Below are 14,056 nucleotides of genomic sequence, written 5' to 3' on the forward strand. Positions count from 1 at the left end.
AGCAGGGAAAGTTCTTCACACGAGGTCGATACTGGCGGGCACGGAGTAACCGTGTCACCCCGCTGAAAGTAGGTGTCTGCCCGGTTGTCCGATCCGGTGGGCGGTTGCCGGGGACCGCGTCGAGCGGTAGAACGGCCCAATCATCGGCGTCCGAACGCGTCTTGAGTCCTTATGGCCGTTCGCAATACCTTCAGGTATCGGCCTTAGTGCGGGAGGTGTGCCGTGCCCGGCGGAACCCGCCCTGCCGGCGAGACCGGGGCGGAGGACATCTTCCTCGGCCGCGACGATTTCCTCGCGGTCGCGCGCGAACGGCTCGCGGCCGGAAGCGTGCTGCTGCACGGTCCGGTGGGCATCGGCCGCTCGAGCGTGCTGGCCGCGCTGCTCGGCAACCCCGGCGACGCCCTGGTGCTGCGCAGCAGCCCGGATTCGGAGGAGCGGCGCATCCCCTTCCTGGTCCTGGCCGATCTGCTGGAGGGCCTGCCCGCGAGGCTGTTCGACGAACTGCCCGAACCACAGCGGCACGCGGTGGAGCACGCGGTGCGCCGCCGCGGCAGCGGGGACCGGCTCGATTCGCTGGCGCTGCGCTGGGGTGTGCTGTCCCTGCTGCGCTCGGCGTCCGCGCGCAGGCCGGTCCTGCTCGTCCTGGACGACGCGCAGTGGGCCGACGACGCCAGCGTCACCGTGCTCTCGTTCGCCGCGGCGCGGTTGCGGCCGCCGGCCGTGCGCATGCTCGTCGCCGAACGCGTCGACGAACCGGACGAGCCCGCCCGCGGCTCGCTGTGCACCCGTCCGGCCGGTTTGCTCGCGGTGCCGCCGCTGACCAGCGCCGCGACCGCGGAACTGGTGGCCTATCACGGGCAGTTGGCCCCGGACGCCCCGGCGACGCTGAACGCCTGCCGGCTCGCCGCGGGGAATCCGCTGTTCGCGGTCGAACTCGCGCGGGGCCTCGCGGACTGCGGCCCGGCCGGTGACCCGCTGGAGATCCCGCCCCGGCTGTCCCGGATCGTGAGCGAGCAACTCCGCGGGCTGTCCCGGGAAACCCGGGAGCTCCTGCTGGTGGCCGCGCTGAGCCGGCGGCCCGATCTCGACCTTCTCGTCCACTTCGGACGGTGGGACGCGGCGACCGCGCTGGCGCAGCCCGCGGCGCGCCGGATCGTGCGGCTGGGGGTGAGCGGTGAGGTGCGGTTCCGGCATCCGTTGCTGGCGGCCGGATTGCGCGCCCAGGCCAGCCCCGAACGGGTACGCGAGGTGCACTCCCGGCTCGCGGCGAGCGTGTCCGATCCGCTGGAACGCGCCCGGCACCGCGCGTGCGCCGTGGAGGGGCACGACGAGCGCACGGCGGCGATGCTCATCCGGGCGGCCGCCGTCGCCCGGCGCCAGGGCGCGCTCGCCCGCGCGGCGGAACTCGGCGCCCTGGCCGCGGAACGCACCCCGCCGGACGCCCCGGCGCGGCTGGCGGGGCGGCGGCTGCGCGCGGCCGGGGACGCGCTCGACGCCGGACGGCACGAGTTCGCCACCGCGCTGGCGCATACGGTGTTGCGTTCCTCGAGCGCGCCGCGCCAGCACCGCGTGCGGGCCCAGCTGGTGATCGTGGACGCGGTTCGCAACGCGCGCAACGCGGTCGACGGGGTGGTGGGCAAGGCGCTGGCCCAGGCGCGCGGCGACTCCGCGCTGGAAGGCGCCGCGCGGTACCGGTTCGGCGTGCATTCGGCGCTGGGCGGTGATTTCCGCCAGGCGGTGGCCCAGCTCGCGGACGCGGTCGTGCTGGCGCGGGACGCCCGGGACGTGCGCACCGAGGTGCCCGCCCTGTGCTCGCTGGCGCTGTGCCAGATCGCGCTCGGCGACCGCACCGCGGACCGCACGCTCAACATCGCCCGGGTGATCGCGCCGGAGGATCTCGTGGTCACCCACGACGGGCCGGCCTGGGTGACCGCGCGGCTGGACCTGTTCGCCGACCGGCTCCGGCCCGCGGCCGAACTGCTGGGCCGGTTGCTCGACCGCGCCGCCGAACGCGGCACGCTGTCCGAGGTGATCGGGATGAACTGGGCCGCCGTGGAGGTGTGGGTGGCGCAGGGCGAATGCGGCAACGCGCTGCGCCGGGCGAACGAGTGCCTGCGGCTGGCCGAAGCCACCGATTCCGATCTGGCGCTGGCCTGTTACGGCGCGGCTTTGGCCGAGGCGTACGGCGGAAATCCCGCACTGGCCGACGCGGTCGCGCGGCGCGGGGTGGCCCGGGCCGAACGCGACGGCGACTGTTCCTTCCTGCTGCGCAACCTGCACGCGCAGGGGCTCGCCGCGCTCGGCCTCGGTGACGCGACGACGGCGCTCGAGCCGCTGCGCCGGGCGGTGCGGCTGGAACGGCAGATGGGCGTGGCGGATCCGGCGGTGTTCGGCGTCCAGCCCGATATCGCGGAACCGCTGGTCGCCTGCGGGCATCTGGCGGAGGCCGCGGAGGTGCTCGGCGGGGCCCGCGCGGGCGCGGTCCGGCTGCGGCGGCGCGGCGTGCTCGCGGCACTCGATCGCGCGGAGGGCCTGCTCCACCTGACGCTGCGGAACTACGACCGCGCCGAGGAAGCGCTGCGCGCCGCGGTCGAGGCGCACGACCGGCTGTGCCAACCGCTGCAGTACGGCCGGAGCCTGCTCGCGCTGGGCATCGCCGAGCGGCGCCGGAAACGGCGTGGCGCCGCGCGCGCCGCGCTGCTCCGGGCGCAGGGGGTGTTCGTCGAATGCGGCGCCCCGGTGTGGGCCCGCCGCGCTTCGACGCTGCTCGGCGACGCCCCGGCCCCCGGTGTCGCACCGGTGACCATGCTGACCGGCTGGGAGTGGCGGATCGCGCGGCTGGTCACCGAGGGCGCGAGCAATCCCGAGGTGGCCGGGAAGCTGGACATCAGCGTCAAAACCGTGGAAGGCGCGCTGACCCGGATCTACCGCAAACTCGACGTGCGCAGCCGGACCCAGCTGTCGGCGCGGCTGCGCGAATCACCCGCACGGCCGCCGTCTCCGCGGCCGGGAGCGGGAATTCCCCGTTTCGAGCGGTGAATTCCCGCCCCATCCTGGGGCTGCCTGTCCACCCCTGCCTCTGGACGAGGAGAAATTCCGTGCGCCTCAAGAATCCGCTCAAGCCGTTCGGCGTCATCCTGCTCGCGGCCACCGCGATCGCCTTGCCCGCCCCCGCGTCCGCGTCCTCCGGTGACGTCGGCCCCGCGATCATCGGCGGCCAGCTGGTGTCCTCCGCCCCGTGGGCCGCCGCGGTGTACCGCAACGGTTCCTTCACCTGTTCCGGCACGATCATCGCGCCGGAATGGGTCCTCACCGCGAAGCACTGCGTCGGCAGCGGGCTCACGGTCCGCGTCGGCCACGTGATGCGGGCCCAGGGAACCCTGGCGACAGTGCGCCAGTACCACAACAGCTCCGCCGACCAGTCCCTGCTCCGCCTCAGCACACCGGTCCAGACCAGTGCCTACTCGAAACTCGCCGACGCCAACCCGGCGATCGGCACCACCAACCAGATCTACGGCTGGGGATACACCAGCCGGAACGGGCCGGTGTCGCCCCAGTTGAAGGTCGCCGACGTCCGGATGACCTCGATCTGCCGCGACTACTACGGCGGCCAGGCGCTGTGCACCAGCCGGATCACCGGTAACGCGTGGTCCGGGGATTCCGGCGGGCCGCAGATGATCGACGGCGTGCAGGTCGGCGTCGCCTCGACCGCGGACGGTTCGTCGACCCAGCAGTACAGCAGCGTCGCCGCGACCCGGAGCTGGATCCGCCAGACCGCCGGGGTCTGAGGTCACCGGAGGTCCGCGCCCAGCCGGGCGATCCGCTCGGCCCAGGCGCGCAGTGCCGGATCCCGCCGGGCGGCCGCGCGAGTGAGCCGGACAATGTCGCCAGGCCAGTCGCCGGTCGCCCGGTCGTCCGCGCCGATCCGCTGGAACCCCCGGTCCAGCAGGCCGCTCGCCTCGGTGAAGCGCCCGCGCCGAACGGCTTTGACCGTGCCGACCGCGTTGGCGAGGGCGCTCGCCGGGCGCGACCAGTCGGCGCCGGGCTCGGCCGCGTCCCCGGCGCCCGAAGCCGTCGAGATCTCCAGATCGAGCCGCCAGAACAGCGGCAGGTCCCGGAAGGAGAAGAACAGCAGCCGCCGGTTCGCCGAGTGCCGGAAATCCGGATCAGCGCGGACCAGTTCGACCGGATGCACCGCGTCCACCGCGGCGGCCGCCCGGTCCACGCAGCGGGAGAACCGCTCGCCGGGCACGAGCCAGGCGAGGTCGATGTCGCTGTAGGCGTCCGCGGTGCCCCGGGCCAGCGAGCCGCGCGGTTCGGTCCGCGAGCCGGGGCAGGCGTCCTCCAGCGCGACGCGGAGGTCCCGCGCCACCGCGTCGCGCTCCTCGGGGCGCGGATCGGCGTCGGTGGACCGCATGGGCGCAGCCTATTCGCCGAACGGGCCCCGCCGGAGGTTGTGCGATCGCCGTCCGGTTTGCCAAGTTGATCGCCGTGATGGCGAAGCGCCGGGGGCGCGCACGAAAATCCGAAGGTCCGGGCCTGTCCACGCGCGTGCGGCGGATCTGGGAGGCGGTCACCACCTCGCTCGCGCTGCTGACCGCGGTGTACCTGATCCTGAACACGATCGAACCCACCCGGATGTTCCTCGAACGGTACGTCCTGAAGCTGAACGAGCAGGGGCTCGTCGCGCTGGTGGCGATCATGCTCGAGGTCGCGATCGTGGCCATCTACCAGCTCGGGAGCCAGGTGCGGTCGATGCGCGCGGAACTGGCCGCGCGCACCGAACCGCAGATCCACCCCGATATCGCCAGCGTGCTGAACACGCTCAAGGTCATCTCGGAGCGGGGACGCCGGTCCGAGCGCACGGTCGAGATCCTCGGGCTGACCCTGAACACCACCTGGCCGCTGCTCGCCGCCTGGCTGACCGCGCAGGACCAGCCCGCGCACTGGCGGATCACGCTGTACTCGCTGGATCCCGCGTTCCTGGCGGAGTCCAACGAACTACCCGAGTACTGGACCGCCGAGGCCGAGCGCAGCCAGGAACGCGTCCGCGCGCTGCTGGCCGACGAGGCCGGGGAACTGCGGGCCCGCGGGGTGGAGGTCGAGCTGAAACTGTATTCCTGCGTGCCGATCGTGCACGGGTGCCGGTTCGGCAACGGGGACGTGTTCGTCTCCTACCTGCAGTGGGCCGAATCCGGCGGGATCCGGCCGTTCAGCTTCTACGAGCGCATCCCGCGCACCGACACCTCCACCCGCGCCAACCACTACCGCGATCTGTTCGACAACTGGCTGAGCCGGGTGGCGAAATCCGCCTAGATGATCGATTCCTTGGACGTGGCGTGTCGATGGCTGCGGAGATGGGAGGAGGGTGGCCATGATCGACTGTGACGAACGACCTGGACACCCTCCTGACCGCACTCTATGTGGAGATCGACGATCATGTCGTGCCGCCTCGCCGGGGACGGGGTCGTCGGCCCCGGCTGACCGATGCCGAGCTGCTCTGTCTTGCGGTGGCGCAGGTGTTGCTCGGAGTCGACAACGAGCACCGCTGGATCCGGTTCGCCTACTGCAGGCTGGGGCATCTATTCCGGTATCTGCCCAACCAGCCCGGCTATCACAAGCGGTTGCGCGCCGCGGCACCGATACTTGCTTCCGCGATCGGTCATCTGGCTCGGGCCAGCCCGTCGTGGTGCGACTCGCTGCGGCTGCTGGACGCCACCCCGCTGCCCTGCGCGGCATCGCGGGAGACGGTCAAGCGCAGCGACAGCGCAGGATCGGGTGGCTACGGATTCTGCGCCGCCCACACGCGCTTCTACTGGGGCTTCAAGCTGTACCTGCTCACCGCGCCGGACGGGATGCCGATCACCTGGTGCCTGGCCGACCCCAAAATCGGCGAGCGGGAGATCTGCCTGGACCTTTTGACCATCGCCGTCGAGACCGGGGTGCTCGCCCCGGGCAGCACCGTGCTGGCCGACAAGGGCCTGGCCGGACGCGACATCGAGGGCCAGATCGCCAACCTCGGCCTGACCATGCTGCGCCCGGACCGCCGCGACGAGAAAGCCCGCCACGGCAACCTCGGCGGAGTCCGGCAGTGGATCGAATCGGTCTACAACAGCCTCAAGGGCCAACTTGGCCTGGAGCGGCACGGCGGGCGCACCCCACACGGGGTATTCACCCGCGTCGCCCAGCGCCTGCTCGCCCTGGCCGCCGCCATCTGGCACAACTGGAACACAGACGCCCCCGACAAACGCAGCCTCATCGCCTACGACCACTGAACACCACCTTCACGGAATCGATCATCTAGTCGTCGCCGGAGATGCGGTCGCCGGTGCGGGCCAGCTTCTGCGCCAGCACGTCCAGCCCGCCGTCCACCCGGATCACCTGACCGGTCGCCGCGCCGAAGCCGTCGTCGGCGACCAGCGCGATCGCCCGGCCGAGATCCTCGGGCTTGAGCAGCCGATCGAAGACCGAGCGCTCCTTCAGGTACTGCCGCAGCCCGTCGTTGAAGACGCCCGCGGTCGCGTCGGTGTCGACCGCGCCGGGCGCGACCGCGTTGACGGTGATCCCGTACCGGCCGGCCTCCCCGGCGATGTGGCGGCTGAACGTGTTGAGCGCGGCCTTCGCCGTCGAATGGGCGATGCTGCCGCCGAGCGTGTCGGCGGCGGTGCTCGAGACGTAGACGATCCGCCCGGCGCGCTGCTCCTTCATGATCGCCAGCACGCGCTGGGTCAGGAAGAACACCCCGGACAGTTCGCCGTTGACCTTCGCGGCGAAGGACTCCCAGGACAGCGCCGCCAGCGGCTCGAACGGCGGCTGCGCGGTGTTGGCGTTGCACACCAGCGCGTCGATCCGGCCGTGCTCGCCGTGCACCGCGTCGACCAGCGCGTCGACCTGATCCGCTGCGCAGACGTCGGCCTGGACGGCCTGCGCGGTGCCGCCGTCGGCTTCGATGCCGTTGACCACCGCGGCCGCGGCGTCCGCGCTGCCGCGGTAGTTGACGATCACGTGGTACCCGCGCCGCCCGAGCTCCCGCGCGGTCGCCGCGCCGATTCCCCGGCTGGCCCCGCTGATCAGCGCGACCCGCTGCGTGTCACCCATGCATTTCCTCCGTGGTGCGAACGTTTTTCTTCGATGCCGCCACGCTAGCGACCGGGCTTACCTTTCGTAAGTACATACCTGGAGGTAAGCTCCATACATGCGTGGAGGTTCGCCGGTCAGCACGGGGGCGCAGGACCCGATGGGTGACCTGTTCAACAGCGAGTGCCCGGGTCGCGTCATCCTGGAGCACATCACCAGCCGCTGGGCGACGCTGATCCTGGCGGCGCTGCGGTGCGGGCCGCTGCGGTTCTTCGAACTGCGCGAGAAGATCGGCGGCATCAGCGAGAAGATGCTGTCGCAGAACCTGCGCACCCTCGTCCGCGACGGCCTGATCTCGCGGACCGTCGAGCCGTACACCCCGCCGCGGGTGAGCTACGAGCTCACCGATCTCGGCCGCGGGCTGACCCGGCCGCTGCAACAACTCGTGCGCTGGATCTCGGTCAACGGGGACGAGATCCTGGCCGCGCAGGACCGCTACGACCAGCAGAACGCCGAGCGCTAGCGGAGCGCTCCGAGCGGGCGGAACGAGCCCACCAGGCCCCGCCGGCGCAGCCACGGCAGCCAGCCGAGCATGCCGAGGTGCAGGGCGATGACATGCCCGGCGAAGGTGACCAGGGCGGGGATCGAGTCCGGGCCGTCGGCGAGGTAGATCAGCAGGATGCCCGATTCCAGCGCGGCGATCGTCCAGCCGCGGATCTGCGCGGGCAGGATCGGGGTCAGCGCGCCGGCCGCCGCGAACAGGCCGTAGCTGACGCCGACGTCGAGCCAGCGCGCGTCGGCGGGGGACAGCACGTGCGCGCTGACCGCCGCCATGACCGGGAGTTCGGTGGCCAGGGTGGCGAGCACGTGCCCGCTGAGGAAGATCGCGGCCGTCCACCACGGCCCAATCCGGCGTTCCAGCGGTGCGATCATGAGCGCGAAGAGCACGGCGTAGACCGCCCAGCGGGCGTCGGTCAGCCACAGGGCGCTGGTGATCAGGGTGAGGATCGGGCGGTGCCACAGGTTGTGCACGTCCGTACTGGACAGTTCGAGCAGCCGGTCGGCCGTGCGTTGCGGCAGGACGTGCAACACGATCGAGGTGACCAGCAGGACCGCGAGGTACCAGAAGGTGAACGGCGTGGTCGACGGACGCGGGAGAGCCGCGGCGACCCGGGCCGGCCACCGCGCCGGCGCGGAATGCTCGACGACGTCCTGCTGCACTCGTCCAGTGTGCCCCGGCGAAGCTGAGAAACGGCCCGGTCTGAGCTGTGGCTCACCTGTGACCCGTGGCCGGAAATCGTTCGCCCGCCCGATCTTCCGCGGTTACGGTGTGCGCCATGAAGGTGGTTCAGGGGAAGAAACTGACGTCGTTCAGTCCGCATTAGTCCCTGCGCGCGGGATACCGCGGGACGATCGTGGACGTGGGAGCCGGGGACGGCCGGTTCGTCCTCCGCACGGCTCGGGCGCGACCCGACTCGTTGGTGGTCGGGCTCGATCCGGCGTGGCGGGGGTTGGTGCCCGCCGCCGTGCGCGCCCAGCGCAAACCCGCCCGCGGCGGCGCGCCGAACGCGCTGTTCGTCTCCGCGGCGATCGAAGACCCGCCGGAACCGTTGCGCGGAATCGCCGACGAGGTCTGCGTGCAGCTGCCGTGGGGCACCTTGCTCACCGGGCTGGTCACCGGGGAGCCGGGCGTCTGCCGCGGGCTGCGGGCGATCGCGCGGCCGGGCGCTTCGCTGCGGGTGGTGATCGGCGCGGACATCTGGCGCGAGCCGGTGCCGAGCCGGATTCGCGGGCTGCCGGAGCTGACCGCGGACCACGTCGACTCGGTGCTGGCGGACCGGCTCGCCGGGCACGGCTGGAAGGTCACCGCCTTCGGACCCCTCGACGCGGAACTCGCGACGACCTGGGCCCGCCGCCTGGCGTCCACCCGCTCGGCGCCGACCTTCGTCGAACTCCGCGCCGAAGCCCGGTAGTTCCCCGATGAGGTTTTCTCGGTAGGGGTTTTCGGGTGGTGCTCGGCGTGCTCGATGCGGCGTGGGGAACCTTGCCTTCCCGCGTGCGCCTAAGGCCGCATTGATGCTCGCCTACTCCGGAACAGGGAACTCGCGGCAGCAGGTCCTCCACTTGCCGCGAGTCCCCCGTTCCGGACGTGCGAGTTCCCCGTTTCGGCACACCGAGTTCCCCATCTCGATAGGTGAGCCCGGCATCCGGGCACCCCACGAGCACGGCACCACACCACACACCGAGAAAACCCCAATGTGGCATTGGGGGCTATTGCGGCGATTCGTAGGCGGCGATGAAGCGCTCCATGGCGGCGTTGACGGCGTCGGCGTCGCCGGTGGTAACCAGATCGAGCAGCAGCCCGCGGGCGACGGCGAGGCCGAGGCGTGCGTGCTCGGCCACCTCGTCCTCCGGGATGCCGAAGCGGCGGCACAGCTCGGCGACCGGTCGCAGCCAGTCGTCGATGACGCCGTCCAGCAGGCCCGTGGCGCCGGGGGCGCCGCGCAGCGCCTGGCCGTAGAGCTCGAAGAACAGCCGCTCGGGTTCGCGCAGGGCCGGATCGGTGAGCCGTCGCCAGAACCGGCGGGCGACGTCCGCGGGGGACAGGTCCGGGTCGAGGTCGAGGGTGGCGAGGGCGTCCCGCTGGCGCTGTTCGACCGCGCGGGCGACCTCGATCAGCAGGTTCTCCTTGGAGCCGAAGTGGTAGAGCAGCATGCGGTGGCTGGTGCCGAGGGCGGTGGCCAGCCCGCGCAGGCTCAGGTCGCCGACGCCGTGGCGGGCGAGGTGGTCGATCGCGGCGTCGAGGAGTTTCTGGCGGGGATCCATCGGGCTCCTTGTGGCGGCTTGTACCAAGTGGTACATGTACCAGATGGTACAGAAGCATATCGACGTCGAGGTGACCACGGCGGCGGAACCCGCGGTGGTGTACGCGCTGTTGCGGGACGGGTCGAGCTGGCCGGTGTGGTCGCCGCTCGGCTCGTTCGAACTGGCGCGGGAGGGCAGCGGCGAGCCGGAGGGGCTCGGCGCGGTCCGGGTGTTCCGCACCGGCCGGTTCACCAGCTGGGAGGAGGTCGTCGAGCTGGTGCCGGACCGGCGGTTCAGCTACGCGCTCCGGCACGGGCTGCCGTTGCGGGGCTACCGCGCGGACGTGGACCTGACTCCGGAGGGAACCGGCACGCGGATCCGCTGGCACTCGTCGTTCCGGCCGGGGATCTTCGGCACCGGCTGGTTCTACCGGTGGTTCCTGGGGCGATTCATCGCCCGGATGGCCGACGGGCTGGCCGCGCATTCGGTGGCCGTGCGCCCCCGGCAGGGGGAGGCACCATAAAGTAAGTCCCATGTCAGCGCCACGACGAGGCCCGACCGGGCGAACTCAAGAAGAACGCAGTGCGGCGATGCGCCAGCGATTGCTGGACGCCACGATCGACTGCCTCGTCGAATACGGCTACGCGGGCACGACCACGACCCGGGTCGCCGACCGCGCGGGGGTCACCCGGGGCGCCCAGGTGCACCACTTCCCGACCAAGGCCGATCTGGTCACCTCGGCCATCCGGCACCTGGCGGCCAAGCGCACCCAGGTCGCCATGGCCGAACTGGACCGGCTGAAGGCGTCGGCCGATCCGATCGGTGACGCGCTGCAACTGCTGTGGGACATGCACCAGGGACCGGTGTTCTCCGCGACCGTCGAACTCTGGGTCGCCGCCCGCACCGACGACGACCTCCGCCGGCAGATGTCCGTGGTGGAACCGATCGCCACCAGCAGCCTGATCGAGTTCGGCAAGGCGATCCTGCCGGACTACGCGGGGCATCCGGAGTTCCTGCACGCCGTCTACACCGCGATGGACGTGGTGCGCGGCATCCTGATCGCCAGCTGGGCCACCCGGGACCCGAGCGATCTCGAGGCCCGCTGGGCGCGGGCGCGGGGGCATCTGCGCCTGCTCTTCTCCACCCTGATGGCCACCGTGGACGAAGTCGGCGCGCACTGATCCGGCCGCTGGGGTCAGCGGCCGACCAGGCGGGCTTCGTGGGCGAGCAGCCCGGCCTGGGTCCGGTTGGTGCAGTCCAGTTTGACCAGCATCCGGGAAACGTAACTCTTCACGGTCGCCTCGGACAGGTGCAACCGGCGCGCGATGTCCGCATTGGACAGTCCTTCGCCGAGGCAGGTCAGCACCTCGACCTCGCGTTCGGTCAGCCCGCCGACGAGCCGGCGAGCCTGTTCGGAACGCTGCTGGCCGTCCGCGGACGCGGCCACCAGCCGTCGCGCGGCTTCCGGGGAGAGCACGGTGTGCCCGTCGGCGGCGACCCGGACCAGTCCGATCAGGTCCTCCGGCGGGGTCGACTTCACCAGGAAACCGGCGGCCCCGGCGCGCAGCGCGCGCAGCACGTAGGTGTCCGCGTCGAAGGTGGTCAGCGCGACCACCGCGGGCGCGTCCGGCAGTTCGGCGATCCGTTCGATCGCGGTGAGCCCGTCGACGCCCGGCATCCGCAGATCCATCAGCACCACGTGCGGGCGGTGCCGCACGACGGCCTCGACCGCCTCGGCGCCGTCCTGCGCCTGCGCCACCACGTCGATGTCTTCGGCCGAACCGAGGATCGTGCGCAGATGCGCGCACACCATGGGCTCGTCATCGACGACGATCACCCGAACCATGCCCCGCACTCTCTGCCGTCGGAACGTACGCGGGCAGTATCGCATTCAGCCGGTAACCCCCTCCCGGCACGGGGCTCGCGTGCAGGCTCCCGCCGATCAGCTCGATCCGCTGCCGCAGCCCGAGCAGCCCGGCGCCGGATCCGCTCCCGGCCAGCGCCGGATCCGGTGGCCGGGTCGGCGCGGTGTTGCGGACCTGCACGCGCAACCCGTCCGCGCGGTACCGCAGTTCGACCTCGACCCGGGCGCCCGGTGCGTGCTTGCGGGCGTTGGTGAGCGCCTCCTGCACCACCCGGTAGGCGGTGCGCGCCACGGTGGGGGAGATCTGGTCGGCGTCCCCGTCGACGGTGTACTCGACGGACATCCCGGCGGCCGAGGATTCGGCGATCAGGGTGGCGGGATCGGGCACGTTCGGGCGGTCCGCGGCCGCCTGCTCGATCTCGGTCTGCGCGCCGCGCAGCACGCCGACCAGATCGCGCAGTTCGTCCAGTGCCTGGGTCCCGGCGGTGCGGATGTCCTCGGCGGCGGCGCGGACGGACGGATCCGGTGAGGTCACGCCCAGCGCACCGGCGTGCAGCACCATCAGGCTCAGCCGGTGGGTGACCACGTCGTGCATCTCGGCGGCCAGGCGCCGCCGTTCCTCGGCGCGGGCCTGCTCGGCGAGCAGTTCCCGTTCGCGTTCGGCCCGTTCCGCGCGGTCGCGCAGGGACTGCACGAGTTGCCGGCGAGCCTGCAGGTACAGCATCCACAGGGCGGGCACCGCGGTGGTCAGCAGGCCGGCCGGGGTGGTGTTCCAGGTCGGGTTCCACGGCCGGGAGGCGAGCACGGCGAGGACGCCGACCAGTACCAGGGCCTGGGTGCGGTCGGTGGCGCGCACCAGGTTCGCGGTGAGGATGGGCGTGATCGAGGGGACCGTGCTCAGCGTGAGCGGGTTGACCGGCATCAGCAGGCCGGGGGCGAACACATCGGACGCGAGCATGGCCAGTGCCGCCGCGATGGCGCATCCGGCGACGAACCGGGGGAAGCGGAACAGCAGGGGCAGCGTCGCGTCCGCGGCGAGCTGGAGGAACAGCCCGGCGTGCGGCCCGGCCCAGCCGGTCGACTGCGGGCCGATGAGGTGCAGGCCGGTGTCCAGCGCGGCGAAGAACAGCGCGGCGATGACGAGGGAGAGCGCCTCCCGCCGGCTCGTCCCGCACACTTTCCACGGCGGACTCTCCGCGTCCCTGCCTTGCACTCCGACACGGTAGCCAGGTGCGGGTTCGCGGGCGCGGACAACACGACATTCGGGTGGGCGAAGTCGACGAAAGTTGCGGGCGCGCCCGCCACCGGCAACTTTCGTCAGCCCCGATTGCCCACGATGCGCGCTGTCGCCGGGCGGGTCCCGGCCGCTGAACTGGTACCAGCGTTCCGGCAGGCCCAAAGGGGGAGTGACCACAGTGGAATCGGCAGCGGGTCGCGGACGAGTGGCGTTCTTCGCGGCCCCTCGGCGAGGTCCCAGCCTTCGCCTGGCTGCCCGTGCTGCTGGTCGAGGGGCCTGCCGGAACGCTCCACCGCGGAAGGAAGAACGATGACCGAGCTTGCCCTGCCGGCCAAGGCGTACCTGCTGGCCTGCGATCCGGACCGGGCCCGGTTGCGCGACCGCCAGCGCGCCGGTTACCTGGTGCGCGCGGCCGGGCTCACCGATCTGCTGCTCCGGAAGCGGCTGGTGGACTACGACGGGGAGGCGCGCTCGGTGCCGGGCGGGACGACCGGGGACGACGTGCTCGACGAGATGCTGGGCCGGATCCTCACCGACCGGCCGCACCAGTGGAAGTCGTTGGTGCGCAAGGACTGGCGGGGTGCGCTGCACGCGGTGGAGGAGCAACTGGCGGTGGCCCGGATCATCCGGGCGGACCGGGGCCGGGCACTCGGGCTGTTCCCGCGCACCCGGGTGATGATCCTCGACACCGCCACGCACGACCGCCTGCACGCCCTGGTGGACAACGCGCTCCGCGGCGGCGCGGCGCCCGCCCGGCTCGATCCGGCCGACGCGGCGCTGACCGCCCTGGTGGCCGCGGTGGAACTGAAACCGGTCGTGACGCGCCGGGACCGGCACCGCCACCGCGCCCGCCTGACCGAACTCGAGGAACGCGGCGGAGCCGCGGTTCCCGCCCTGCGCAAGGTTTTCCGGGAACTCCGCTCCGCCCGCCACGCCGCCGCCGCGAACGCCCACACCACCGGCTCCTGACAGCGGGCGGGCCCCTTGCGACACGCGAGCGAGCCGAGTGCTGGGGGTCGTGAGTGTTTGGACCGGTCTGGTGTTTTAACGTTGTGAGGGTTTGGTGAGCAGGG

15 protein-coding genes are annotated in these 14,056 nt (G+C 72.0%); 9 read left to right on the forward strand and 6 right to left on the reverse strand.

The features are described 5' to 3' along the window. Positions 1-222 precede the first annotated feature (222 nt). Together FXO23_RS43965 and FXO23_RS43970 are read left to right on the forward strand one after the other, a co-directional pair. The gene (locus FXO23_RS43965; RefSeq protein ID WP_246258430.1) at positions 223-3,039 is read left to right on the forward strand and encodes a helix-turn-helix transcriptional regulator; all 2,817 of its coding nucleotides are present in this window, start codon (positions 223-225) and stop codon (positions 3,037-3,039) included. Between the two features lie 59 nt (positions 3,040-3,098). Beyond that, positions 3,099-3,788 carry a S1 family peptidase gene (locus FXO23_RS43970; RefSeq protein WP_158893722.1) on the forward strand — a complete coding sequence of 230 codons (690 nt, stop codon included), beginning with the start codon at positions 3,099-3,101 and terminating at the stop codon, positions 3,786-3,788. Positions 3,789-3,790: 2 nt separating this feature from the next. Here FXO23_RS43970 and FXO23_RS43975 read toward each other — a convergent pair whose 3' ends face one another. Further along, the gene (locus FXO23_RS43975) at positions 3,791-4,417 is read right to left on the reverse strand and encodes a nucleotidyltransferase domain-containing protein (RefSeq protein WP_179957050.1); all 627 of its coding nucleotides are present in this window, start codon (positions 4,415-4,417) and stop codon (positions 3,791-3,793) included. 77 nt (positions 4,418-4,494) lie between these two features. On the opposite strand from FXO23_RS43975, the gene FXO23_RS43980 reads away from it, so the two are divergent. After that, positions 4,495-5,316 carry a hypothetical protein gene (locus tag FXO23_RS43980; protein WP_246258432.1) on the forward strand — a complete coding sequence of 274 codons (822 nt, stop codon included), beginning with the start codon at positions 4,495-4,497 and terminating at the stop codon, positions 5,314-5,316. Positions 5,317-5,384: 68 nt separating this feature from the next. After that, on the forward strand, positions 5,385-6,275 hold the full coding sequence (locus tag FXO23_RS43985; protein WP_158893726.1) for an IS982 family transposase: 891 nt from the start codon (positions 5,385-5,387) through the stop codon (positions 6,273-6,275). Positions 6,276-6,300: 25 nt separating this feature from the next. Here the strand turns inward: FXO23_RS43985 and FXO23_RS43990 are convergent, their stop codons facing one another. After that, positions 6,301-7,098, reverse strand: coding sequence for an SDR family oxidoreductase (locus tag FXO23_RS43990; RefSeq protein ID WP_158893728.1), 798 nt, complete (start codon positions 7,096-7,098; stop codon positions 6,301-6,303). A gap of 97 nt (positions 7,099-7,195) precedes the next feature. Here FXO23_RS43990 and FXO23_RS43995 point away from each other — a divergent pair, with 97 nt between their 5' ends. Beyond that, entirely contained in the window at positions 7,196-7,600 is a 405-nt protein-coding gene (locus FXO23_RS43995; protein ID WP_158893730.1) for a winged helix-turn-helix transcriptional regulator, read from the forward strand. On the opposite strand, the gene FXO23_RS44000 is transcribed toward FXO23_RS43995, so the two are convergent. Continuing rightward, positions 7,597-8,298, reverse strand: a complete 702-nt coding sequence (locus FXO23_RS44000) for a rhomboid-like protein (RefSeq protein ID WP_179957051.1) — start codon at positions 8,296-8,298, stop codon at positions 7,597-7,599. The genes FXO23_RS43995 and FXO23_RS44000 overlap by 4 nt on opposite strands. A gap of 167 nt (positions 8,299-8,465) precedes the next feature. Between FXO23_RS44000 and FXO23_RS44005 the strand changes: the two genes are divergently transcribed. Next, positions 8,466-9,050 (forward strand): class I SAM-dependent methyltransferase, encoded by a 585-nt coding sequence (locus tag FXO23_RS44005; RefSeq protein WP_425484968.1) that lies wholly within the window; start codon positions 8,466-8,468, stop codon positions 9,048-9,050. 298 nt (positions 9,051-9,348) lie between these two features. Here the strand turns inward: FXO23_RS44005 and FXO23_RS44010 are convergent, their stop codons facing one another. After that, positions 9,349-9,903 carry a TetR/AcrR family transcriptional regulator gene (locus tag FXO23_RS44010; RefSeq protein WP_158893734.1) on the reverse strand — a complete coding sequence of 185 codons (555 nt, stop codon included), beginning with the start codon at positions 9,901-9,903 and terminating at the stop codon, positions 9,349-9,351. 34 nt (positions 9,904-9,937) lie between these two features. Here FXO23_RS44010 and FXO23_RS44015 point away from each other — a divergent pair, with 34 nt between their 5' ends. Next, complete coding sequence (locus FXO23_RS44015) at positions 9,938-10,405, forward strand: SRPBCC family protein (protein WP_425484966.1); 468 nt, start codon at positions 9,938-9,940, stop codon at positions 10,403-10,405. Positions 10,406-10,472: 67 nt separating this feature from the next. Further along, on the forward strand, positions 10,473-11,063 hold the full coding sequence (locus FXO23_RS44020; protein WP_158893736.1) for a TetR/AcrR family transcriptional regulator: 591 nt from the start codon (positions 10,473-10,475) through the stop codon (positions 11,061-11,063). A 14-nt stretch (positions 11,064-11,077) separates the two neighbouring features. Here the strand turns inward: FXO23_RS44020 and FXO23_RS44025 are convergent, their stop codons facing one another. Both FXO23_RS44025 and FXO23_RS44030 read right to left on the reverse strand, forming a co-directional pair. Further along, a complete protein-coding gene (locus FXO23_RS44025; RefSeq protein ID WP_158893738.1) occupies positions 11,078-11,728 on the reverse strand; it encodes a response regulator in 651 nt (216 codons plus the stop codon). Beyond that, positions 11,703-12,923 carry a sensor histidine kinase gene (locus FXO23_RS44030; RefSeq protein WP_158893758.1) on the reverse strand — a complete coding sequence of 407 codons (1,221 nt, stop codon included), beginning with the start codon at positions 12,921-12,923 and terminating at the stop codon, positions 11,703-11,705. The genes FXO23_RS44025 and FXO23_RS44030 overlap by 26 nt, the downstream gene beginning before the upstream one ends. 369 nt (positions 12,924-13,292) lie before the next feature. Between FXO23_RS44030 and FXO23_RS44035 the strand changes: the two genes are divergently transcribed. Then, positions 13,293-13,952: a GOLPH3/VPS74 family protein gene (locus tag FXO23_RS44035; RefSeq protein WP_158893740.1), complete on the forward strand. Its 660-nt coding sequence runs from the start codon at positions 13,293-13,295 to the stop codon at positions 13,950-13,952. Positions 13,953-14,056 lie beyond the last annotated feature (104 nt).

Origin of the sequence: Amycolatopsis anabasis (genome assembly GCF_009765355.1) — a bacterium.
GTDB classification, from domain to species: Bacteria; Actinomycetota; Actinomycetes; order Mycobacteriales; family Pseudonocardiaceae; genus Amycolatopsis; species Amycolatopsis anabasis.